General features: G+C 67.6%; 23 protein-coding genes. 10 read left to right on the top strand and 13 right to left on the bottom strand.

The features are described 5' to 3' along the window. The first annotated feature begins 51 nt into the window (after positions 1-51). Positions 52-1,107, top strand: coding sequence for a GDSL-type esterase/lipase family protein (locus E1261_RS06225; RefSeq protein ID WP_132403233.1), 1,056 nt, complete (start codon positions 52-54; stop codon positions 1,105-1,107). Here E1261_RS06225 and E1261_RS06220 read toward each other — a convergent pair. Together E1261_RS06220 and E1261_RS06215 are read right to left on the bottom strand one after the other, a co-directional pair. Further along, complete coding sequence (locus tag E1261_RS06220) at positions 1,097-1,723, bottom strand: class I SAM-dependent methyltransferase (protein WP_238176034.1); 627 nt, start codon at positions 1,721-1,723, stop codon at positions 1,097-1,099. The genes E1261_RS06225 and E1261_RS06220 overlap by 11 nt on opposite strands. Further along, positions 1,720-2,847 (bottom strand): aminotransferase class V-fold PLP-dependent enzyme, encoded by a 1,128-nt coding sequence (locus E1261_RS06215; protein ID WP_238176033.1) that lies wholly within the window; start codon positions 2,845-2,847, stop codon positions 1,720-1,722. Before E1261_RS06215 ends, E1261_RS06220 begins: the two co-directional genes overlap by 4 nt. A gap of 26 nt (positions 2,848-2,873) precedes the next feature. Here E1261_RS06215 and E1261_RS06210 point away from each other — a divergent pair, with 26 nt between their 5' ends. The 5 genes from E1261_RS06210 to E1261_RS06190 all read left to right on the top strand — a co-directional run bounded on the left by E1261_RS06210 (position 2,874) and on the right by E1261_RS06190 (position 8,025). Next, a complete protein-coding gene (locus E1261_RS06210) occupies positions 2,874-3,626 on the top strand; it encodes a glycerophosphodiester phosphodiesterase family protein (RefSeq protein ID WP_202874348.1) in 753 nt (250 codons plus the stop codon). A 278-nt stretch (positions 3,627-3,904) separates the two neighbouring features. Then, positions 3,905-4,582 (top strand): hypothetical protein, encoded by a 678-nt coding sequence (locus E1261_RS06205; RefSeq protein WP_132403227.1) that lies wholly within the window; start codon positions 3,905-3,907, stop codon positions 4,580-4,582. A gap of 43 nt (positions 4,583-4,625) precedes the next feature. After that, positions 4,626-5,999, top strand: a complete 1,374-nt coding sequence (locus E1261_RS06200) for an MFS transporter (RefSeq protein WP_132403224.1) — start codon at positions 4,626-4,628, stop codon at positions 5,997-5,999. Between the two features lie 578 nt (positions 6,000-6,577). Next, a complete protein-coding gene (locus E1261_RS06195; protein ID WP_132403221.1) occupies positions 6,578-6,982 on the top strand; it encodes a hypothetical protein in 405 nt (134 codons plus the stop codon). Between the two features lie 119 nt (positions 6,983-7,101). Beyond that, positions 7,102-8,025: a DDE-type integrase/transposase/recombinase gene (locus E1261_RS06190; RefSeq protein ID WP_132403218.1), complete on the top strand. Its 924-nt coding sequence runs from the start codon at positions 7,102-7,104 to the stop codon at positions 8,023-8,025. Between the two features lie 78 nt (positions 8,026-8,103). Here the strand turns inward: E1261_RS06190 and E1261_RS06185 are convergent, their stop codons facing one another. From E1261_RS06185 to E1261_RS06140, 10 genes are all read right to left on the bottom strand, one after another. Further along, positions 8,104-9,537 (bottom strand): polysaccharide lyase 6 family protein, encoded by a 1,434-nt coding sequence (locus E1261_RS06185; protein WP_132403215.1) that lies wholly within the window; start codon positions 9,535-9,537, stop codon positions 8,104-8,106. Between the two features lie 11 nt (positions 9,538-9,548). Continuing rightward, the gene (locus E1261_RS06180; RefSeq protein ID WP_132403212.1) at positions 9,549-10,427 is read right to left on the bottom strand and encodes an AraC family transcriptional regulator; all 879 of its coding nucleotides are present in this window, start codon (positions 10,425-10,427) and stop codon (positions 9,549-9,551) included. Beyond that, on the bottom strand, positions 10,424-11,836 hold the full coding sequence (locus E1261_RS06175; protein WP_238176032.1) for a polysaccharide lyase 6 family protein: 1,413 nt from the start codon (positions 11,834-11,836) through the stop codon (positions 10,424-10,426). The genes E1261_RS06180 and E1261_RS06175 overlap by 4 nt, the downstream gene beginning before the upstream one ends. A 52-nt stretch (positions 11,837-11,888) precedes the next feature. Further along, positions 11,889-12,755 (bottom strand): carbohydrate ABC transporter permease, encoded by an 867-nt coding sequence (locus E1261_RS06170; RefSeq protein WP_132403206.1) that lies wholly within the window; start codon positions 12,753-12,755, stop codon positions 11,889-11,891. Next, on the bottom strand, positions 12,752-13,720 hold the full coding sequence (locus E1261_RS06165) for a carbohydrate ABC transporter permease (protein WP_132403203.1): 969 nt from the start codon (positions 13,718-13,720) through the stop codon (positions 12,752-12,754). The genes E1261_RS06170 and E1261_RS06165 overlap by 4 nt, the downstream gene beginning before the upstream one ends. Continuing rightward, positions 13,717-15,081 (bottom strand): sugar ABC transporter substrate-binding protein, encoded by a 1,365-nt coding sequence (locus tag E1261_RS06160; protein ID WP_238176031.1) that lies wholly within the window; start codon positions 15,079-15,081, stop codon positions 13,717-13,719. Before E1261_RS06160 ends, E1261_RS06165 begins: the two co-directional genes overlap by 4 nt. Before the next feature lie 129 nt (positions 15,082-15,210). Continuing rightward, entirely contained in the window at positions 15,211-15,747 is a 537-nt protein-coding gene (locus E1261_RS06155) for a hypothetical protein (protein ID WP_132403200.1), read from the bottom strand. A gap of 13 nt (positions 15,748-15,760) precedes the next feature. Then, the gene (locus E1261_RS06150; protein ID WP_132403197.1) at positions 15,761-16,990 is read right to left on the bottom strand and encodes an ABC transporter permease; all 1,230 of its coding nucleotides are present in this window, start codon (positions 16,988-16,990) and stop codon (positions 15,761-15,763) included. After that, a complete protein-coding gene (locus E1261_RS06145; RefSeq protein WP_132403194.1) occupies positions 16,990-17,682 on the bottom strand; it encodes an ABC transporter ATP-binding protein in 693 nt (230 codons plus the stop codon). The genes E1261_RS06150 and E1261_RS06145 overlap by 1 nt, the downstream gene beginning before the upstream one ends. Further along, on the bottom strand, positions 17,679-19,016 hold the full coding sequence (locus tag E1261_RS06140; RefSeq protein ID WP_132403191.1) for an efflux RND transporter periplasmic adaptor subunit: 1,338 nt from the start codon (positions 19,014-19,016) through the stop codon (positions 17,679-17,681). Before E1261_RS06140 ends, E1261_RS06145 begins: the two co-directional genes overlap by 4 nt. A gap of 246 nt (positions 19,017-19,262) precedes the next feature. Between E1261_RS06140 and E1261_RS06135 the strand changes: the two genes are divergently transcribed. From E1261_RS06135 to E1261_RS06120, 4 genes are all read left to right on the top strand, one after another. Beyond that, entirely contained in the window at positions 19,263-19,634 is a 372-nt protein-coding gene (locus E1261_RS06135) for an RNA polymerase-binding protein RbpA (RefSeq protein ID WP_132403188.1), read from the top strand. Between the two features lie 92 nt (positions 19,635-19,726). Next, positions 19,727-20,296: a TetR/AcrR family transcriptional regulator gene (locus tag E1261_RS06130; protein WP_132403185.1), complete on the top strand. Its 570-nt coding sequence runs from the start codon at positions 19,727-19,729 to the stop codon at positions 20,294-20,296. After that, complete coding sequence (locus E1261_RS06125; RefSeq protein WP_132403182.1) at positions 20,293-21,471, top strand: GDSL-type esterase/lipase family protein; 1,179 nt, start codon at positions 20,293-20,295, stop codon at positions 21,469-21,471. The genes E1261_RS06130 and E1261_RS06125 overlap by 4 nt, the downstream gene beginning before the upstream one ends. Before the next feature lie 44 nt (positions 21,472-21,515). Then, on the top strand, positions 21,516-22,082 hold the full coding sequence (locus tag E1261_RS06120) for a Uma2 family endonuclease (protein WP_132403179.1): 567 nt from the start codon (positions 21,516-21,518) through the stop codon (positions 22,080-22,082). A gap of 242 nt (positions 22,083-22,324) precedes the next feature. On the opposite strand, the gene E1261_RS06115 is transcribed toward E1261_RS06120, so the two are convergent. Continuing rightward, a complete protein-coding gene (locus tag E1261_RS06115; RefSeq protein WP_132403176.1) occupies positions 22,325-22,879 on the bottom strand; it encodes an FxsA family protein in 555 nt (184 codons plus the stop codon). Positions 22,880-22,896 lie beyond the last annotated feature (17 nt).

The raw sequence follows: 22,896 nt of genomic DNA, 5'->3' as shown, positions 1-22,896 counted from the left end.
ACGTCGATCGAAGGTGTACCGAGACCAGCGCCCGGCTGGGACAGTGCTCGCATGCGACGCTTCCTGGCCGGGCTGCTGATGCTGCCCGCACTCCTCCCGTTCACTGCCGCCGCTCCGCAGACTGCCGCCGCGGCTGACCCAGTCAAGGTGATGCCGATGGGGTCGTCGACGACCGCGGGCAGCATCCCGGGCGGCTACCGGACCGACCTGTACTGGATGCTCACGAGTTCGGGGCAGCCGGTCGACTTCGTCGGCTCGGTCACCGACAGCACGCCCGTGAATCTGCCGGACCGCAACCACGAGGGTCACGGCGGTTGGGTGATCGACCAGCTCACCCAGGTCGCGACCGAGCGGATGCAGACCTTCCAGCCGGACACCGTGCTGCTGCACGCCGGCGCCAACGACGTGCTGCAGAACCTCAACCTCGCGAGCGCACCGGCGCGGCTGGAGAACCTGATCCGGACCATGTACGCCGTACGGCCGGATCTGGCCGTCTACGTGTCGACCGTCGGGCCGATGGCTGATGCCGCGGCGAACGCGCGGGCGGCCTCGTTCAACAACCAGCTCCCGTTCGTGGTCGGCAAGCTCGCGGCCGAGGGCAAGAAGGTCCGGTTCGTCGACAGCCGCACGGCGCTCGCCGCGACCGACGTGATGACTGACGGGATCCACCTCACGCATAGCGGCAACACCAAGCTGGCTGCGCAGTGGTACGCCGCTCTGCAGGGCTCACCGATTGTCCGGTTCGAGGCGGAGACGGCCGTGTTCGCCGGGAAGGCGCACAGTGCGGTCACGCCGCAGGCGTCGAACAACGGGAAGGCTGGGTGGATCGACGACGCGACCAGTTCGGCGACCATCACCGTCAACGCTCCGTACGCCGGCAACTTCCGGGTGCTCGTTCGGGGTGGGAACGGGTCCGGCGCACTGTCCTCACACACGCTCACCGTGAACGGCGGAGCCGCGCGCGTGATCGAATACCCGGCGTACGGGTGGGAGGCGTGGACTCAGCAGGCGCTCGACGTCAGTTTGAAGGCAGGTGCGAACACCTTCAAGTTCAGCTTCCGGACAGGCTTCGCCGAACTCGACTCGATCGACCTGGTCACGGCGTGAGCGGTTTGCGGACGAGGGCGTAGGCCTGCGGCTGTTTCTCACCCCACTCCGGTGCGTGAGTCAGGGCGGCGACCTCCTCGAAACCAGCATCTGCAAGTAGGCCGGCCACTTCTGTGGGTTCCTGCAGATAGACGTCGAGGTTGATGTCATGCCCGTAGCCGGTGTCGAGGTGGTACGTGCCGGTCCCCGCTTTGTAGCCGTAGATGAGGTGGCCGCCGGGTTGGAGGACGCGGTGGACCTCGGCGAAGGCGGCCGGCAGTTGCTCTCGGGGTGTGTGGACGAGGGAGTACCAGAGCAGGGCGCCGGCCAGCTCGCCGTCTTTCAGGTCGAGGTCGAAGATCGAGCCGACCTCGAAACGCACACGGGGGTAGGCCTCGCGCGCGACGTCGATCATGCCGGGCGTGAGGTCGATGCCGAACACGTCCAGACCGGCCGCGGCCAGGTACGCCGTGATGCGACCAGTACCGCAGCCGAGGTCGCCGATCGGCCCGGGTTGGACCACCTCGGTGAAGTAGTTGAGCATCATCCGCTCGGCGACGCCTTGGCCGACCAGGTCCTTCAGCATGGCGTGGTAGTCGGCCGCGGCGGTGTTGTAGGAGCCCTCGATATCGTTCACGCCAGGACTCTAGGCAGGCCCTCCGACAGTTTCTCGTAGTCCGACGGCTGGTTGTAGGCGTGCGCCGACAGCCGGATGTAGCTGCGGCCCTCGAAACCCGTCAGCGTGATCTCGATCTGCAGCTCGTTGGACACGTGTTCCTTGAAGGGCTCTGCGTCAGCAACGACCATCGGCAGCTCGACCAGCCGCAGAGTCGGGGCCGGGTTCGCCACCTCACCGACCGAGGTACCGAGAGCCTTGGCCACCAGACGAGCACCCTCTTCGAGCATCGCGGTGACCTGCGGCCGCCGTACCGACCACTCGAGATCCGCTAGCACCCGGAGCGATTCCGGCGCCGCGATCCAGGTCGCGTAGTCCTGCGTGCCCTGCATGTCGAACCGCTCCGGCAGGCGTTCGTCATACTCCGACCACGAAGTGATCAGCGGGTACGACGCCTGCCGCCACCGCTCGGCCACCACCAGCCCGGCCGTCGCCCGCGGGGCCGCCGGCCATTTGTGGAAGTTGCCGGTCCAGAAGTCGGCGCCATCACCGGTCGGTGCATCGATCAGCGCGGGCGCGTGGGCACCGTCCACGATGACCGGTACGTCGCGATCGTGCGCGAGCTCGACCAGTCGTGCGATCGGCAGGATCGTGCCGGTCGCGGCGCTGATGTGGTCGAGGAGCAGCACCGAAGCGCCCACCAGGGCGGGTTCGATCAGCGCGACCACGGTGTCGTCGTCCGCCTGCATCGGCAGCTCGACCACCAGTAGCTCCGCACCCCGGGCCCGCGCCACGCGCTCCGCGGCGAACCGGGAGGCGCCGTACACATGGTTGGTCGTGACGATCCGGCTGCCGCTCGGGATGGGCACCGTGGCGAAGGCGGCGGTGATGCCCGCACTCGCGTTCGGTACCAGGGCGAAGCCTTCCGGATCGGCTTCCAGGAACGCGGCGAGTTCCAGGCGGGCGGCGGTCAGCCGGGCCGGGACGGAGCGGAACCACACCATCGGGTTCGCCTCGGCCTCGGCGCGCAGTGCGCTCAGGACCTCTTGGGTACGGCGCGGAACTGCACCCCACGAGCCGTGGTTGAGGTGCACCACATCCGGATCGAGGGTCCACAGGTCTGGGCGGGGGCTGAGTACCGTCACCAGCCAAACGGTACATAATTCCTGACGTGTACCCCTACCTCGACCACGACGGTCCGATCGCGATGGCCCACCGTGGCGGCGCGCTGCACCCGGACCTGATCGGCTACGAGAACTCGCTGTACGCCTTCGAGCACGCGGTCGGCCTCGGCTACCGCTACCTCGAAACCGACCTGCACGCCACCAGCGACGGCGTCGTGATCGCGTTCCACGACCACGTCCTCGACCGGGTCACCGACCGGACCGGCGTGATCGCCGAGCTGCCGTGGTCGGAAGTCAGCCAGGCCAAGATCAACGGTCACGAACCGATCCCGCGCCTCGACGACCTGCTCGAACATTTCCCCGACACCCGGTTCAACCTGGACATCAAAGCGGAGAACGGTCTCATCCCGGCGGCCGACGTACTGCGCGCCGCGAACGCGATCGACCGCGTCTGTGTGTCCTCGTTCTCCCAGTCCCGCGTCCGCCGGATCCGCAAGCTGCTGGGTCCGAGGCTGTGCACCGGGTACGGCGACCTCGAGATCGCGCTCCTCCGTTTCCTGCCGATCGCCCTCCCCTCAGCAGGCGCATGCCTCCAGATCCCCGAGAAGTACCGGTCCCTCCGAGTCCTCACCCCCGGCCTGATCGACCGCGCCCAGTCCGCCGGCAAACAGGTCCACGTCTGGACCGTCGACGACCCCACCACCATGCACCGCCTCCTCGACGCCGGCATCAACGGCATCATCACCGACCGCACCGACCACCTCCGCGACGTACTCACCGAACGCGGCCAATGGCCCTAACGTCCGAACGATCGGAGGGCCCGCCTCCGGTTCTTCGGACGTTGCGTCCGCCTCCCCGCTAACGTCCGAACGATCGGAGGGCCCGCCTCCGGTTCTTCGGACGTTGCGTCCGCCTCCCCGCTAACGTCCGAACGATCGGAGGGCCCGCCTCCGGTTCTTCGGACGTTGCGTCCGCCTCCCCGCTAACGTCCGAACGATCGGAGGCGGGCCCTCCGGTTCTTCGGACGTTGTGAAAACGGACGGCGGCATGCGGGGGTGGGTGGGTAGGGTCCGGCGGTATGACGCTGGACGAGGTCGACGCGCTGCTGGGGCCTGAGGCGGATCATCGGGTGGCTGAGCGGGTGTTCCTTGCCGAGGGGTGGACGCCCTGCGGGGCTGGTGATTGGGCGTCGGCGTTACGGTCGCCGGGCGGGGATCTCGCCGTACGGATCAGTCCGTTCGATCCGGCGGGGCCGTATGTGGCGGAGATCTATCGGGAGGCCGCGCACACTCGGCAGGTGCCGCGGTTGTTCGTCCATCGGCGGTTGGCCGGTGGTGGGGATTTGTCGGTGATGGAGTGGCTGGCCGCCGTACCGGAGGTGGAGGCGGTTGCGTTCCACCGGGCGATCGCCGAAGCCGCGCCCGAGGTTGCCGAGCTCGCGGACGTGATCCGCCGAGTCCACGAGCGCGCGCAGGTGGAGTTGCCGTGGTGCGGACCGATCGACGTGAACCCGGACAACGTGATGCGAGCTGCCGACGGCCGGCTCGTGATCGCAGACCTGTTCTCGGCGGCCGGACCCGAGCTGTACCGGACCGCCGCCGACGATCCCGCGCTCGTGGCAGCTCGGATCCCGGAGTGGGAGCGACGGTTCATGGTGGAGATTCCGTTGACGTCTTCGGGGCCGTGGGAACCCGGAGCGCAGGAGAAGCTGCGGGCCGGGCTCGCCGCGGCGGACGCGGCACGGTCACGTTCCTGACAAGACGCGCTTCTTGGTCCCGCGGAACTGACACACTCTGCGCATGGGACTTCTCTCCGCCCCCGCCGGTGTCGACAAGCGGGAGTACTGGGGCTTCAGCCTCTACGACTGGGCCAACTCCGGTTACGTCACCACGGTCGGCACGGTGCTGTTCGCGCCGTACCTGACGTCGGTCGCGGAAACCGCGGCGTGCGGGTACGTCGGTACGGCGGACAAGCCGTGTCACACCAATCTCGACGTACTCGGGCTCGGTATCTCCCCCGGATCACTCGCCTTCTACGTGGTCACGGTCGCGACACTGATCTCGGCGTTGTTCCTGCCGGTGGTCGGCGCGATCGCGGACCGGCTCGAGCGCAAGAAGCTGCTGATGTGCGGATTCGCGTGGGCGGGCGCGCTGGCGGCGTGCTGCATGGTCTTCGTCGACGGTGGTCGCTGGCAGCTCGGCGCGCTGCTGCTGTTCATCGGCAATCTGTGTCTGGGGTCGTCGATGGTGGTGTACGACTCGATCCTGATCGACATCGCGCCGCCGGACGATCGTGACGACGTCTCGTCGCGGGCCTGGGCGTTTGGGTACCTCGGTGGCTTCATCCTGCTCGCCATCAACCTCGGCGTCGTCACCGCCCACGAGGCGCTCGGCCTCAGCCAGGGCACAGCGGTCCGGCTCAGTCTGCTGAGTGCCGGCCTGTGGTGGGGCGCGTTCACGTTCTTCCCGTTCCTCAAGCTGCGCAACCGGCCGCCGACGAACGTCGTACCGGTTCGTAGCGGCAGCCTGATGAAGCAGAGCTTCGGACAGCTCGCCGCGACGATCACGCACATGCGCGCCTATCCGATGACGCTGCTGTTCCTGGTCGCCTACCTGTTCTTCAACGACGGCATCCAGACCGTCATCTCGGTCTCCTCGACGTACGGCGAGAAGCAGTTGGGGTTCGAGACGCAGATCCTGATCATGACCATCCTGCTGGTCCAGTTCGTCGCCTTCTTCGGAGCACTCGCCTTCGGCCGCTTCGCCCGGCGCTTCGGCACCCAGCGCACGATCATGGGCGGCCTCGTGCTCTGGATGGTCATCGTGGTCGCCGGCTTCATGCTCCCCGAGCGCCAGGTCGTGCCGTTCCTCGCCATGGGCGTCGCCATCGGCATCGTCCTCGGCGGCACCCAGGCACTGTCCCGCTCAGCCTTCAGCCAACTGATCCCGAAGGGCCGCGAAGCCGAATACTTCTCCCTCTACCAAGCCGGCGAACGCGGCACCTCCTGGCTGGGCACCCTCGTCTTCGGCCTCGTCCACCAGATCACCGGCTCCTACCGCCCCGCCATCGTCGCCCTCGGTCTCTTCTTCCTGATCGGCCTCATCCTCCTCAGCCGAGTAGACATGCGCCGAGGAATCACCGAAGCCGGCAACCCCCAACCCACCGTCGTCTGACCACCGACTGGAAGCACCGTGTCGCCGGACATCGATTTCTGACGACACAGTCCTTCCACTCGACGCCCCGGCCGCTGTTCCCCCACGGCGACCGGAGCCACCGTGCGCGCCGGTGCGGGAATGCACGGGATGCGGGAAGGGGCGGACCGCCAGCACTGCCCAACGCTGTGCAGCTCGGCCAATTCACGCTCAGCACGACCTCCGCGAGTGCCCGCGCGCGAGGTTGCACAGTGGTGGAGATCCGCCCTGGAGTCCAGTCGCCCGATCCCCCGGCGCACACCCCGTGGGACCTTCCGCCCGGGCCGCCCGCCGTTGCCGCGATGGTCGAACCCACCTTGAGCGCCCATCAACCACATCCCACCGGCACGCATGACCGAACCGTGCCCAAAGTCACCGCTACGCGGCACCTTGAGCACGCATCAACCACATCCGACCGGCACGCGTGACTGAACCGTGCTCAAGGTGATCGCGCTGCGCACAGCCACCCACAATTTCGACGGATATCCGTTGGTGTTGCCCCTTCCCCTCTGCGCCAGGCTGGTCGTGAGTCGGTTGGCGATTGGCGAAGGAGCAGGGTGATGACGGTCAGTGTGGGGTTTACGGCGGTGGAGATTCGGGAGTTGGTGCATGGGTATTACGTGCAGCCGCATGGGCAGAAGATGGCGTGGCTGGCTGCGCAGGGTGTGTCGTATGTGCGGTTCCGGGATTGGCGGGCGACGGTGTTCGAGGGTGATCTGGACCGGCGTCTGGTCCCGCGAGAAGGTAGTCCTATGACTGTGCCATCGCCCAAACGGACCGCGTTGGAGAAAGCGCGGGCGGCTGAGGCCGCGGCGCATGCGGCTGAGGTCGCGAAACTGACCGAGCGGATCCGTGAGCTGGAGGGCACCAACGACACGCTGGGAAAAGCTATCGGGCTCTTGCATGCGATGAACGAGCAAGAGCCCGGCGATGCCCCGGCGAGCAGCGATCCGTCGACTTCCTGATCGCCGAGAACGAGCTGATCCTCGACCTGACCGGCCAGTTGGGGTCTCAGCGCAGCGCGTTGGAGCTGGCCGGGGTGTCGCGGTCGACGTGGCATTACCGGACCTGCCCGCGGGAGCCGGTGGCTGATCCTGTGCTGCATAAGGACCGGGCTTACCGGTCGCGGATCTCGGCGGCTGATCGTGGCCTGATCGCGGACAAGATCACGCTGGCCTGGGCGGGTGGGAACTCTGTCGATCACGCGTTCGCGACCGCGTGGGACGCCGGTGTGATGCTGGCGTCGCGGCGGTCGTGGTGGCGGATCGCAGCCGGTATCCCTGACCAGTCCCAGCGGCCGGTCGCGCCCACCCGCAAGGGCAGCAAGACACCGCGTGAAACACCGGTACTGGAAGCGACCGGGCCCGGGCAGGTCTGGTCCTGGGACATCACCGACCTGCGGTCCCCCTGGCGCGGCAAAGCGTTCAAGGGCTACTCGATCATCGACATCTATTCGCGCAAGATCGTCGGCTGGAGAGTCGAGGAACGCGAGGTCGACGACCTGGCCGTGGAAATGTTCCAGCACGCGTTCGCCATGCACGGGACACCGCGGGCCGTGCACGCCGATTCCGGATCCTCGATGCGCTCCAACGTGCTCAAGGAGCTCCTCGCCGAGGCCGGCGTCGCGCAGACCCACAACCGGCCCCGGGTGTCCAACGACAACCCGTTCTCCGAATCAGAGTTCCGCACCATGAAATACCGGCCGAACTACCCCGGCACCTTCACCGACCTCGAGCACGCTCGTGCTCACCTGGCGACCTACGTGCCTTGGTACAACAGCCAGCACAAGCACTCCGGGATCGCGCTGTTCTCACCCGACCAGGTCCACAACGGCACCTGGCGCCACCTGTGGCACCAACGCGACCAGACCCACCAGGCCTACTACACCGCCCACCCCGAACGATTCCGGAACCGGCCCCACACCCCAGCACCCGCACAGACCGTCGGCATCAACCTCCCCCAAACCAACCACCCAGCAAAAACCACCCAACGACTCCAAGCAGCTTGACAACGCCCGTTCTCTGGTCATTTTTCGAGGGGAGGAGGGGCACATTCAGGGGTTATCCGTTCAAGTTGCCGTCGGGGGTCAGGTGGCGTTGGGGCCTACGTCTGCGGCGGTCAGGGGGCGGCGTACTGGGGTGGTGGTGGAGTACTCGTCGGCGCCTGTGTCGTATGGCGCGGTGCGGGGGTGGCCGTCGATGTCGTCGGTTGCGCGGGTGGAGTGGTTGGTGGTGGCGGCGTTGATGGCTGCGCTGCCGGAACCGAGGCGGTAGATGCCGTCGGAGGCGGCGGTGAGTTTCGGGTCGGCTCGGGTGAAGCCGGAGGACGGGATGGTGCCGTTGGAGGCGGAGCCCCAGAGGATGTTGCCGGAGAAGGTGACGCCGGACTGGTAGGGCAGGTCGGTCAGGTTGCCGCTGGTGCCGACGATGAGGTTGTCGCGGATCTGGCAGGCCAGCGGTGGGATGGTGCGGTTGCTTTCGCCGGCGATGCCCTTGGTGTTGTTGCGCAGGGTGTTGAGGACGATGACGACCCGGTCGGGGGCGTCGTTGCCTTTGCGGGCGGTCTCGGACTCGCCGGGGACGTGGTCGCGCGAGCTGCCGCTACCGAGGACGATGCCGGCACTGCTGGAGCCGTCGACGCCGTCGACGTAGTTGTTCACGATCAGGTGGTCGTTGCCGTAGATCCGGATGCCGTTGCGGCCGGACAGCACGTAGTTGCTCTCGACCCGGCTGCCGTTGCCGTGCCGCAGCACGATGCCGCCGAGGCTGTTGCGGATGGTGTTGTAGCGGATCGTGTTGCCGGACGACTTCACCGAGATCGCCTCGGGGTCGCCGTTCGCGCGCTCGAACAGGTTGTACTCGACCGTCGCGTCGGCGTCCGCGAGCGCGCGGCTGCTGACGCCGAGCCGGATCGCCTCGCCGCCGTTCTCGCCGCTGAAGGTGTGGTCGCGGAAGTGGTTGCGCAGGATGTAGGTGCGCAGCGCGATGGTCTCGTTCTCCGGGTCGTTGTTGGCCGGACCGTCGATCACCAGGTAACAGCCGACGGAGGTCTTGTCCCGGAAGATGTTCCGGTCGATCTTGACGTCGTTACCCCGTACGACGACCGAGTGGCTCGCCGCCGAGCCGAGGGCGAACTCGTTGCGGGTCAACCGGATCCGGCTCGAGTTGGCCACCAGGTCCAGCGAGCTGGTCTGTTTGAACACGAAGCCGCTGATGGTGATGTTCGACGAGTTCGAGAAGACGAAGCTCTTCGTGCCGGTCAGCGTCACCCCGCCCTTGGTCTCGGCCTGGATCGTGATCGGCGAACTGGTGGTGCCGTTGCGGCCGGAGATCGTGATGCCGCTGGACCCGACGGCGTACGAGCCGTTGGCCAGTGTGATCGTGGTCCCGGCGGTGGCCGAGTTGATGGCCGACTGCAGGGCGGCCAGCGAGGTCACTGTGGCGGCTTCGGCGGATCTGACCGCGATGGCCGTAGCGCCGATCGCGCCTACGGCGCCGGCCAGCAAAGTGCGACGTTTCATGACGATTCTCCTCAACTGCGTGGGCGGTACAGCTTTCGGTACGCACTCGGGGTGACCGAGCTGACTTGACGGAAGACCTTGGAGAAGTACGACTGGTCCATCCCGACGGCGGCGGCGATCTCCTCCATCGGGCGGTTCGTGGTGGTGAGTTCGCGCTGGGCCCATTCGATCCGGGTGCGCTTGATGTACTGCTTGGGCGACAGGCCGAACTCGGTCCGGAACCGCCGGACGAACGTCGCCAGGTCCTGCCCGAAATGGGCAGCCAGCACCTCGACCGTCAGCGGGTTGCTGAGGTTCTGCTGGATGTACTGCACGACGCTGGTCTCACTCGACTGCTGATGTGACAGCCGCACGGACCCAGCTGGCGCACTGTCCAGGTAGTGCGCGAACAGCGCGGTCAGAGCCGACCGCACCCGCAGCGGCGTCGCGAGACCTGGCGGATCCCGGTCCGCTGCGCCGACCTGCTCGAACAGGAGCGCGGCCTCGTCCGGTGACTTGCTCCGCACGATGTTCGGCAGTGTCAGCACCTCGCCGATGTCGCGGTCCCCGATCAGCGCCGAGAAGTGCAGCCAGTGCTTACGGAAGACGTTGTCGCTGATCGTCTCGTACGACACCGGTACGTCGGCCGGGAGGTAGCACAGCTCCCCCGGCTTCGGGAACAGCTCCTGGTCCCCCACCACGAGCCGGCCTTCGCCCTCGAGGATCAGGTAGAGCCGCGAGAACGGATCCGGCAGCAACGCCCGGGACCATTCCCGATGCACCTTGGTGATCCGGGCCGCGACGACGAGGTCGAGCCGGAGCCGATCCAGGTGGGTCCGGATCAGCTCCTCCTCCCGCTGCGACGTCGCCACGACATCAGGCGCCGTACTCATGTCGGGCGCCGTACTCATGCGGAGTGCGGTCCGACGTCGCTCGCGGTCAACGGCCGTCGGCAGTTCGGCCGCCGCGAGTACTCGTCGGCGCCGACATCGACCCGCCCGGTACGGCGGTCGCCGTCGAGGTCGGTGTCGATATCGGGGTAGCTGCGGGTGGCCGCGTTGATCGCCGGGCTCCCCTTCGCCAACCGCCGGACCCCGTCCGGACCGGCCACCAGCCGCGGATCGGCGCGTCGGAACCCACCGGCAGGCGCATTCCCGTCCGTGGCCGCGCCCCAGTGCAGGTTGCCCGACCAGGTGATCCCGTCCTGGAACGGCATGTTCATCAGTTGCCCACGATCGCCCATCAGGAGATTGTCGGTGATCGTGCAACCGAGCGGCGGGAGGGTCCGGTGACTCTCGCCGCTCACCGCGTTGTCGCAGTCCAGAACCGTGTTCAGCGCGATCTGGACGCCGTCGGGCGCGTCGTTCCCGGTCCGCGACGTCGGCGGCTCACCCGGGTAGTGGTCGCGGACGTTCCCGCTCCCGAGCACCACGCCAGTCCCGGCGATGTTCTCCAGATAGTTGTTCACGATCTGGTGATCGTTGCCGTAGATCCGGATCCCGTTCTTTCCGGAGAGCAGGTAGTTGCCTTCGACCCGGTTCCCGTTCCCGTGCCGCAGCACGATCCCGCCGAAGCTGTTCCGGATCGTGTTGTGCCGGATCAGGTTGCCCGACGACTTCACCGAGATCGCCTCGGGATCGCCGTTCGCCCGCTCGAACAGGTTCGACTCGATCACCGCACCCGCCGTCGAGAGCGCGCGCGGACTAACCCCCAGCCGAATCGGCTCACCGCCATTGTCACCAGGAAAGCTGTGGTCGCTGAAATGATTGCGGTAGACATGGACACCCTGCGCCATCTGGTCGGTCCCGGCGCCTTCGATGCCGAGGTAGATCCCGAGCGTCGTCTTCCCGTGGAAGGCGTTGTGGTCCAGCGTCGTGTGATCGGCCCGGACCATCACCCAATGCACACCGGCGATATCGGCCAGCTGGAAGTCGTTGCGGGTGAGCCGGATCCGGCGGCAGTCCGCCGGCACCTCGAAGCCTTTACTCTGCCGGAAAGCAAACCCTTCGAGCGTGATGTCCGACGATCCCGTGAGCACGAAGCTCTGCTCACCGGTCAGTACGGCGCCACCGGTCGACTCCGAGCGGATCACGATCGGCCGGTGCGGGCGGCCGCGCAGGCCGGTGATCGCGATCGGCTGCCCGGCCGGCACCTGGTAGATGCCGTCGGCAACGGTGATCACGGTGCCCGGACCCGCCGTACCGAGGGCTCGGCGTAGTTCGTCGAGCGAGCGGACGTGCCGGCGGTCCAGGCTCAACGCCGCGTCAGGGCGGTCAGCGGCGGTGCGGGCAGTGGCGGGACGGGCAGCGACGGTGCTCACAGCAACTCCAGCAGTGGCAGTGGCCAGAAATGTACGGCGGTTCATTGGAGCCTCACCCTTTCAACGCGCCCGCGGTCAGGCCGCGGGCGAAGGAACGCTGGAAGAACAGGAAGACCGTCACCGACGGCAGCAACGCCAGCAGCGAGGCGGCCATCACCACCCCCGGGGTGACCACCGGGTCGATCCGCAGCGTCCGCAGTGCCAGCGGCAGCGTGTACGAGTCGGAGTTCGTTGCCACCAGCAACGGCAGCAGGTACTGGTCCCAGATCATCGTGAAACCGAACACCCCGATCACGCCGAGGGCCGGCTTGCACAGCGGAAGGATGATCTGCCCGAAGATCCGGAACTCACCGGCCCCGTCGATCCGGGCCGCCTCCTCCAGCTCGCGCGGCACATCCTTCATGAACTCGGTCATCACCAGGATCGAGAACGCCCAGGCCCCGAGCGGCACGATCATCCCGGCCAGCGTGCCCATCAGGTTGAGATGCAGCAGCGGTACGTCGGCCAGTACCAAGGTCAGCGGCAGCGCCAGGATCTCCTCGGGCAGCATCATCGTGGCCAGGATCGCGACCATCACCAGCGTCATCCCGGGAAAGATCTTCCGGGCCAGTGCATACCCGGCCAGCACAGAGACCGCGACCTGGAGCAGCAGCCCGAAGCCGACCACGAAGAACGAGTTCAGCAGATACTTGAGAACGCCGTGATCGAACGCGATCTTGAAGTTCTCGAGCGTCGGGCTCTTCGGGATCACGCTCAGCTGAGTCGGATCTGACACGTGGTTGAACGAACTGACCAGCAGCGCGAGCAACGGTCCGGCGAACACGACGAATAGCCCGGCGTAGATCACGGTCCGCGCCACCCGCGCGGCAGGACTCTTGCTTTCAGTGAGACCTAATGCGGTCTCAGTGGCGGCGCTCACGCGACTCGCCTCCTTCGGAGCATTTGGACGCAGACCGTCAGAACGAGGGTCGCGAGGAATAGCAGTACGGCGCCCGCCGACGCGATCCCGAGCCGGTTCTGCTCGAAGCCGAGCTTGTAGATCAGCGTCATCAGTACTTCGGTCGAGCCGTTCGGCCCGCCGTTGGTCAGCAGGAAGACCTCGGTGAACGCCCGGAACCCACGCACGGCCGCAAGGATGAACAAGATCGCGAACACCGGACGCAACCCCGGCAGCGTGACATGCAGGATGCGCTGTTTGGTCGAGGCGCCGTCGACAACCGCCGCCTCGTACAGACCACGGTCGATCCCGGCCAGTCCGGCGAGGAAGATCATCATGTCGTACGGCGCTCCCCGCCAGATCCCCGTCACCACGATCGACGCCAGCGACGTGTCAGGGTCGTTGATGAACCCCGACGGACCGAGCCCGATCAGACCGAGCACCTGGTTCAGCAGACCATCGGCGGTCGGGTGGTACATGATCCGCCAGAGCTCGGCGACCACGGCGATCGGTACGACGACCGGCAGGAACGCGGCCGACCGGATAAACGTCAGCTTGCGGGTCTGGCCCTCCACCAGCAGTGCCAGTACGAACCCGAGCAGCATCGAACCGGCGGTCTGCCCGACGGCCAGCACGATCGTGTTCCAGGTCGCCGACCGGAAGCCCTCCGACGACAGGATCTCGCTGTAGTTCGCCGTACCGACCCACAGGTTGCCGAGGTAGGGCCGCACCTCCTGCACCGACATCGAGATGGCCTGCGCCATCGGGATGAACTTGAAGTACAGGAACAGGATGAGCGCCGGCGCCAGGAACAACCACGGGATCCACCAGGAGCCCGCCGTACGGCGATTGCGGCCGAGGCGGCGCGACGGGGTCCGCCGCGCCACCTCACCTGCCGCGCGCGGTTCCCGCCCCGCCGGTCGGGCCTCCGCCTCACGGACACTCACGACGCGCCGATGCCCTGCTGCTTGAGGGACTCGGCGAGCTTGCCGTCGAGCTTGGTCAGCTCGGCAGCGACATCCAGGCTGCAGTCGGCGATCAGCGCGTTGACAGTGTCGGCGCTCGCCTGCCGGACCGGCGTCCAGTTCGGGATGCTCGGCGCGTACCGGCTGTGCTCGCGGTAGACATCGGCGTACACCTTCCAGCGCGGGTCCTTGCGCACCGAGGTGACGTCGACGGTCTTGTTCACCGGCAGCTGCACGTTGAAGGCCTTCTCGCCTTCCATCCCGAGCTTCTGCGCCTCCGGCGAGATGATGTACGACGCCCACGCGTTCTGCCCGGCCTCGTTCGCCGACCCGGCCATCAGGTACGCGCTACCGCCCTCCGCGAGCACGGTCGCGTCCTTCGCACCCTTCGGCAGCGGGACCACCTCGTACTTGTCCTTGCCGAGACTCCCGTCGAAGCGGGGCATCAGGTACGGACCGACGACGTACATCCCGGCTTTGCCGGCCTCGAAGGTCTCGTTGGTGGGTGGCGTGTCCATCGTCGCCGCGCCCGGCTGGACGACCTTCTCCGTGCACGCGAGATCGCGGAACCACTTCGTCGCGGCCACCGATTCCGGCGTGGACATGGACGGCTTGTACTTGCCGTCGGCCTGCTTGGTGATGAAGTCGCCGCCGGCGCCCCAGAGGAAGTTCGAGAAGTACCAGGACGCGTAACCACGCTTGGTCGACCCCGGTACGGCGAGGCCGGCGGTGTCGTTCTTGCCGTTGCCGTCGGGGTCCTTCGTGGTGAACGCCTTGGCCAGCGCGACGAACTGCTCGCGGTCGGTCGGAGCCGGCAGACCGACCTTCGCGCGCCAGTCCTTGCGGATCAGCAGGGCCGAGGCCTGCGCGGAGTACGGAACGCCGTACATCTTGCCGTCGCCGGACTTGGCCGCCGCGAGGGCGGACTCGAGGAGCTGATCGCTGTGCTTGACGGCGGCCGGGTCGACCTCGCGGACGATTCCCTGGGTGACCATCGTGCCGAGCTGCGAGGAGTCGTTCATGACGATGTCCGGCAGATCCTTCTGCGCGGCTCGCTGGGACAGCTTGGTCTCGAAGTCGTCGAAGATCGCGGTCACCTCGATCTTCTGGCCGGTCGCCTGCTCGAACGCGGCGGCCAGCTTCTTCATCCCCTTCTCGCCGTCACCACCGGGCGTCGTCCGCGTCCACAGCTCCAGCGTGGCCTTCGGATCCTGCTCGGCCTTCGCCGCTCCGGTGCTCCCGCAACCCCCGACGGCCAAGGCTGCCCCAAGCCCGACCGCAACCCACTTCAACGACGACTTCGCCATCCCGCCCACCTCAGATTTGTACTTTTTGGACCTCATTTCGTCGGAAGATAGCGCTTTCCCGGCTGGGCGGTCAATGATTCATCCGATGTCTGTTGCCGGGCCGTGACATGGGTGAGCGCCCGGCCGGGGTGCAGGCCGGGCGCTCGGAATGTGCGCAGCTGGCGGTTAGCGCGAAGGGGTCGCGCCTGGGGTGCGGCCGCCGCCAGCCGGGAAAGTGCCGCCCTGACGGACGCTGCTGGCCGTCACCGAGCCGTCGGTGTTCTGTCCGGTGACGACCACCTGCTCACCGGCTTTGAGGTCGCCGGCCGTGCCCTTGGCCGTGATCTCGAAAGATGTCTCACCGGTGAGCTTCACGGTGACGTCGCCGCTCTGCGTCTTCACGACCAGCTGAGAGTCGGTCGCGGACACCACAGTGCCGACCGTGGCCGCAGCTCCCCCGGTTCCCTGACCACCTTGGCCACGGAACCCGCCGTTGTACCCACCAGCAGGCCCGCGACCCGCCGCGGTCTGCTGCGGCGTGCTGTCCGACGCGAAGGCCGCATGCAGACCTGCGCCACCGGCCAGGCCGATCGCGAGAACCACCACACCAGCCAGTACGGCGGTCGCGGTCGGCAGGCTGAGTGTCTTCTTCGGCTTCAATGCCTCGTCGACCTCGTCATCGGACCCGATCTGGGCGAACTCATCGGGCGTTTGGTTACTCATCGGGTGTTGCCTTTCACTCGTGACGTAGGGCGTCGATGGGACGAAGACCGGCGGCTCGGTGCGCCGGCATGCTGCCGAAGAACAGGCCGACCGCGGCGGACACCCCGAGGGCGAGCGCGATCGACGACGGGACCAGGACCGGTGTGACCCCGGCCAGCTGGAACTGGGTCATGATCAGCGCAGCCGCGACTCCGACGGCACCGCCGATCAGGCTGAGGAGGGTCGCCTCGATCAGGAACTGGCCGAGGATCGTCCGCCGCCGGGCTCCGAGTGCCTTCCGGATTCCGATCTCGCGGGTCCGCTCGGTGACCGTGACGAGCATGATGTTCGTGACCCCGATCCCGCCGACCACGAGACTGATCGCGGCAACCGTGGCCAGCAGTGCGGTGAAGGTCGCTGCGGTGTCCTGGCTGGTCTGCAGAATCTGGGCCGAGTTGGTGATCCGGAACGGCGAGGTCGTGGTGGCCGGCACCTGATGCCGTGCGGTCAGCAACTGGGTGACCTCGGCCTGGGCCAGGTCGACCCGATCCTTGTCGGCGGCCTGGACGACGATCTGACTCAGAGCGCCGTACCCGGCCTGAGTGGCGCGCAGCGTGCTGATCGGCACGATCGCGGTCGCATTCGGGTCGTTGAACCCGGTGCTGTCCTTACTGGCAAGGACGCCTCGTACGACGAAATCGACCGCGCCGAGCTTGACCGTCTGCCCGACCGCGGTCTGGGCGCGGCCGAACAGTTCAGTCGCGGTGGTCTGTCCGAGCACGATCACACGCTCGGCCGAGTCGACGTCCTGCTGGGTGAACGACTGCCCGGTTCCGACCGGGGTATTGGTGGCCGGGAGGTACGCCGGCGTCGTACCAATCACCTGGTTGATCGTGTAACTCGTGTCGCCGTTGGTCGCCGTACCGGAGCTTGTCATGACCGGGGCGACCGAGGCCACGTCCGGCGCGAGACGGCGGTCGGCGAGCGCGGCCACGTCGTCGAGGGTGAGCGCGTACTGCTGCGCCGACGGTCCGGCCTGGCCGCGGGCGAACCCGCCGCCGCCACCGGTGGTCGAGACCGTGAGCAGGTTTGTGCCCATCGCCTCCAGACGGCTCTGCACGGCCTTCCCAGAGCCGTTGCCCACCGCAACCAGCACGATGACCGCGCCGACTCCGATCGAGACTCCGAGCACAGTGAGCAGGGATCGCAGCTTGTTGGCACTGAGCCCGCGCAAGGCGGCCCCGAACAGATCGCGGGGTGACATCAGCGCGTCACCTCGTCGAGAACGATCCGGCCGTCGGCCACCTGGATCAGCCGGCGGGCCCGCGCGGCCACGTCGTTCTCGTGGGTGATCACCACGACCGTCCGGCCTTCGGCGTTCAGCTCGTCGAACATGCCGAGAACCTCGTCGGTCGAGTGCACGTCGAGGTTGCCGGTCGGCTCGTCGGCCAGCAGGATCCGCGGGCCGGTGGCCAGGGCACGGGCGATCGCGACCCGTTGCTGCTGACCGCCGGACAGCTGGTTGGGCCGGTGGTCGGCTCGGTCCGAGAGGCCGACCAGCTCGAGAGCACGATTCGCTCGAGTACGGCGTTCAGCGCGGCGCAGGTGGGCATACGTCAGCGGGAGCTCGACGTTGGCCAATGCGGTGGTGCGCGGGATGAGGTTGAAGGACTGGAAGATGAAGCCGATCTTGCGGCCGCGCACGAGGGCCTGCTGGTCCTCGGACAGCCCGGCGACATTGCTGCCGTCCAGGAAGTACTCACCGCGGGTCGGTACGTCGAGGCAGCCGAGGATGTTCATCAACGTCGACTTGCCGGAACCGGACGAGCCCATCACGGCGACGTACTCGCCGGCCTCGACCCGCAGCGAGACACCCCGAAGCGCGTGTACGGCGGTCTCCCCCGCGCCGTACGTCTTGGTGACACCGCGGATGTCGATCAGGGCGTCAGCGCTCACCGGTTGCCACCGGCATTGCGCTGAACCGGAAGCTGACCGCCACCGCCACCGGCAGGGAACTGGCCGCCACCTGGCGCCTGCCCGGTGCGGCCCTGGCCGGTCTGGCCTGCGCCGGTGCCACCGATCGCGCCCTGCAGGAGTTCGACCTGGTCGCCCTCGTTCAGCCCGGTCTTGATCTGGGTGAAGCTGCCGCCCTTGATGCCGATCTCGACCTCGCGGCTGGTTCCGTCGGCCATCGTCACGGTGTTCGTCGTACCGGTCGTGACGACCGCCGTACTCGGGACGTAGAGGACGTTGGCCGCCTTGGCGGTCTGAACCGTGACGTTCGCGGTCTGGCCCATCCGGGCGTTCGCCGGGAGTTTGGCCAGCGAGAAGGTGGCCGAGTACGACACCACCCCGTTGGTGGTGGTCGGGGTCGGCGAGACCGAGGCCAGGGTCGCGGTGAGGTTGGCGCCGGGCTCGGCGTTCAGGGTGACGGTGGCGGACTGGCCGGCCTTGATCTTGATCGCGTCGGCCTCGGGGAAGGCGGCCGAGACCTGGAGTGCCTTCAGGTCGGAGATGTCGGCAAAGCCCGTGCCGGCGGCGGACGTCGTACTGGTGGAGGTTGACCCTTGAGCTGAGGTCGAGCCGGAACCACTGCTGGTCCCTGAGCCTGTACTGCTGCTCGACCCCGCGACCGAGCCGACCGAGCCGTTGATCGCGGTGATAGTTCCGGCGATCGGCGCCTTCAGCGTGGTCGCGGCGACCGCCGACTTGGCGGCTACGACATCCTGGTCAGCCTGCTCCTTGTCCGCCTTCGCCCGGGCCAGCGACGCCTCGGCGTTGCTGACGGCAACTTCCGGGTTCTGCGTTTGAGTCTGACCCTGTGCCTGAGCTTGACCTGTCGGCGTGGGCGAGGCTGAAGCCTCCTCGGCCGCCTCCCTCGCGTCCACGGCGTCGTCGAGCGACTCATCGGCCGCCGTCACGGAGTTCGCCGCGGCGATCTGGTTCTGTTCGGCGATCCGCAGTTGCCGCTCGGCCGCGGCCGGGTCGACCTTGGCGATCGCGGCGCCCTTGGCGACCACCTGGCCGACCTTGACCAGGATCTGGGTGACTGTGCCGGAGGTCTCGAACTGTGGCGAGGCTGTCTGGGAGCTGGCCAGCGTCCCACTGGAGCTGACGCTCGCGACCACGTCGCCGCGGGTCACCGCGACACTTGGACGGGTCGCCGCGGCGGATGGTTCATCCGCCCGGAAGAACAGGAAGTACGCCGTCACGGCGATCGCGGCGACGACGGCCACCAGGGACACGTTGAGCAGACTGAGGCCACGGAGTTTGTGGCGGGGTAGCACCATGGGACCTGAAGCTAGAGACGGTTGCTGAGGAAGTGGTGCCTGATTCCTGGCAACTGACTGTGAACTTCGCGCGTCTGTAGTACGGCTGCTGTTGAGCGATCCGCGACACACCGTGATCTGTGTACGCCTGATGACAGGGCGTCATGACGGTGCTGTCAGGTGCGTACATATCGCTCGGGCATGCCAAAATGGGAATGATCCGGGCCGACCGACCGTTGGCACGGATGACGATCTCGGAGGTTTGACATGTCTAATCGCGTACTGCGTGGTTCGGGGCTGGGTGGGGTCAGCTTCGAGGATGACCGTGGTGTCGAGTTCGCGCCGCGCCAGATGATCACGTACGACTGCCCCCGCGGTCACGTGGTCGAGGTGACGATGGCGCACGACGCCGAGGTGCCCGCAATCTGGGAGTGCCCGCACTGCGGCAGCGAGGCCGCTCGCTCGACCGGTGAGAAGCCGGAGCCGAAGCAGGAGAAGCCGGCCCGGACGCACTGGGACATGCTGCGTGAGCGCCGGAGCATCTCGGAGCTCGAGGAGCTGCTCGCCGAGCGCGTGGACCTGCTCCGCAAGGGTCAGATCGGCCCAGCGCACCTGCACCGGACCAAGCGCCCCGCCTGACGTAATTTCTGGAGCCCGGATCGCAATGGCGCGATCCGGGTTTCTTCATGTGCTCGGTTGCCTAAAGCCTTTAGGTTTGTGCATAATAAGTTATGGCACGAGTGGGATTGACTCCGGACCGGCTGGCCCGGGCCGGTGCTGAACTCGCCGATGAGATCGGCTTCGACCAGGTCAGCGCGTCGGCGCTGGCCCGGCGCTTCGGCGTACAGGTCGCCAGCCTGTATGCGCACGTTCGCGGCGCGCACGACCTCAGGTCGCGGATCGCTCAGGTTGCCCTCGACGAGATGGCCGATCGGGCCGCCGAAGCGCTGGCCGGGCGGGCTGGCCACGATGCGCTCGTGGCGCTGGCCACGGTCTACCGCGACTACGCGCGTGAACACCCCGGTCGGTACGCCGCTTCGCAGTACCGGGTCGATCCCGGCTCGCCTGCCGTGGACGCCGGGCGGCGGCATACGGAGCTGACCCGGGCGGTTCTGCGTGGCTACAACCTGGACGAGCCGGCTCAGACGGATGCGATCCGGCTGCTCGGCAGCGTCTTCAACGGCTACATCGGCCTCGAGCTCGGCGGCTCGTTCGCCCACTCCTCCCCTGCCAGCGACGAGAGCTGGCCGCGCATCCTCGACGCCCTCGACTCACTACTCCGGAGCTGGACCAAGTCATGATCACCACACCCATCACCATCGACCTCGTTCGCGGCGCGCTGGAGCTGGAGCCCACAGAGCGTGGTCTGGTGCCGCACCGGCTTCCCGCCTGGGCCCGCCGCCAGTACGACGACGCCCAGCTCGCCGGCGCGGAGGCGCAGCCATCGGGCGTACGGCTGGTCTTCCGCAGTCGTGCGAGTGTCGTCGAGCTCGACGTGGTCGCCACCAAGCGCGACTACCTGGGCGCTCCGCCGCGACCGGACGGCGTCTACGACCTCGTGGTGGACGGCGTGCTCGCGGGGCAGGCGACCACCACGGCGGGCGACGTGATGACGATCGACCTGATGGCGGGGACTGCCGACGTACGGCGTGGTGCGTCTACGACCGTCCGCTTCGCCGATCTGGGTGGCGGCTCCGGGGAGAGGGTGGTCGAGATCTGGCTGCCGCATGACGAGAGCACCGAGCTGGTCGCGCTGCGCACCGACGCTCCGATCGCACCCGTCGCGACTGGCGGCCGCCGTACCTGGGTTCATCACGGCAGCTCGATCAGCCACGGCTCGAACGCGCTCAGTCCGACCGGGACCTGGCCGGCGCTGGCCGCCGCGCAGGGTGACGTCGAGCTGATCAATCTCGGGTTCAGTGGCAGTGCGGTTGTCCAGCCGTTCGTCGCGCGCACGATCCGCGATCTGCCTGCCGACCTGATCAGCGTGAAGCTCGGTATCAACGTCGTGAACAGTGACTCGCTGCGGCTGCGTACCTTCGTCCCGGCCGTGCACGGCTTCCTGGACACCATCCGCGACGGGCACCCGACCACGCCGATCCTGGTGATCTCGCCGATCCTCTGCCCGATCCATGAGGACACGCCCGGGCCTACCGGTTGGGATCTCGCTGCGCTCGCCGAAGGCCGGTTGTCGTTCATCGCAGACGGCGACCCGGCCGACGTACCGGCCGGCAAGCTCACGCTCACCACCATCCGCACCGCCCTGGCTCAGCTCACGGCTCAGCGCGCTGCTCTCGACCCCAATCTGCACTACCTCGATGGCCGAGCGCTCTACGGTGAGGCGGACAGTCCGGCGCATCCGCTCCCTGACGACCTGCACCCTGACGCCGACTCCCACCGACTGATGGCCGAGCGTTTCAGCACCCTCGCCTTCACCGGGAAAGGCCCCTTCGCGGCACCGCCCCAGGTACGCTAAGAGCGGTAGTGCTGTTTCCGTCGCGGATCTGAGGGAGGTGCGCCGTGGCTTTGGACATGGTCGCTCCGGCGTGGATGCACACGCAGATCACAGCCGAGCAGTACGACTCGTGGACCGCCGAGCAGTGCGCCGGCATCGAGATCGTGGACGGGATAGTCGCTGTGGCGCCGAGTGCCTCCAAACGTCACAACCGGATCGCTCGGCTGCTGGCCAACGCACTGGACCAGGCAGCCGGCCCGGAGTGGAACGCCGACACCGACTTCGACGTCCGCCTCCGCGACAGCCCGCTGACGAACCGCCGCCCCGACGTCGTCGTCTACCGGGCCGACACGATCGACATCTCCCCCACCCGCCCCGAGCACGTCCTGCTGGTCGTCGAGGTCGTCTCCCCCGGCTCCGAAACCACTGACCGGATCGTCAAGGTCGACCAGTACGCGAAGGCCGGCATCGGCTTCTACTGGCGGATCGAGCAGGCAGCCACCGGCCTCCCGATCGTCTACACCTACGTGCTGGACCCGGCAAGCCAGACCTACCGAGACACCGAAGTCTTCGCCGGCGAAGTCAAAGCCGCCGTACCCTTCCACATCTCGGTCGACCTCGCCGTCCTCTGAACCAACCCCGCGCCAGGTGGGTCTGCCCCTAACGGTGCGCTTTCGCGCGGCCTCATGCTGCACAGTGGGTTCAGTCGCGCGGGGTTGGGTGACTGGCGGGGCGGACCTGCGCCACTGATTAACCTGCCGCCGAGCCGTCCCGGCAGGACCTGCTGAGCGTGAACCTCGGCAGCCGCGCGCAGTTGGACAGTGCTGGCGGTCCGCCCTGCCCCGCTCGCCGGGGTGCGTCCCTGGGGAGCTGGTTATTTGGGGGGCTCGGGGTCGATGACTTCGCCTTGTACGACGTTGTCGGCCGACGAGCGTGGTCCGGTGGGGCCGGAGGTGGGGCCGAAGCCGGTGAAGCCTGGGCCGTTGGAGCCGGGGGTTCCGGGGCCGAAGCCTCCGCCAAGACCACCACCCAGGCCCGAGCCGCCTAGGCCGTTGGTGCTGAGCTGGGTTACTCGGCGGCCTAGGAAGGCGGTGAGGGTTCGGCGGGCCAGCGGGCGGGTGAAGGGGAGGACGAAGAAGAAGCCGAAGATGTCGGTGACGAAGCCTGGGGTGAGCAGCAGGGTGCCGCCGATCAGGACGAGGGCACCGTCGGCCAGCTCGCGGCCGGGCATCTTGCCGGTCTCGAAGGAGGACTGGAGGGCGGCCCAGGCGCGGCGGCCCTCCCGCTTGATGAGCCAGGCGCCGAAGGCGCTCTCGGCGATGAGGAGGGCGACGGTGGGCCAGCCACCGATCACCTGGCCGACCTGGATGATCACGTAGATCTCCACGATCGGCACCAAGAGCAGCGCGAGCGCTACCAACCAGCCCATGTCGTACCCCTCTCCTT

The organism is Kribbella albertanoniae (assembly GCF_004348455.1).
In the GTDB taxonomy this organism is placed as follows: domain Bacteria; phylum Actinomycetota; class Actinomycetes; order Propionibacteriales; family Kribbellaceae; genus Kribbella; species Kribbella albertanoniae.
Note: the sequence above shows the minus strand (reverse complement) of the source record. Positions and strands in the feature narration are given on the sequence as shown.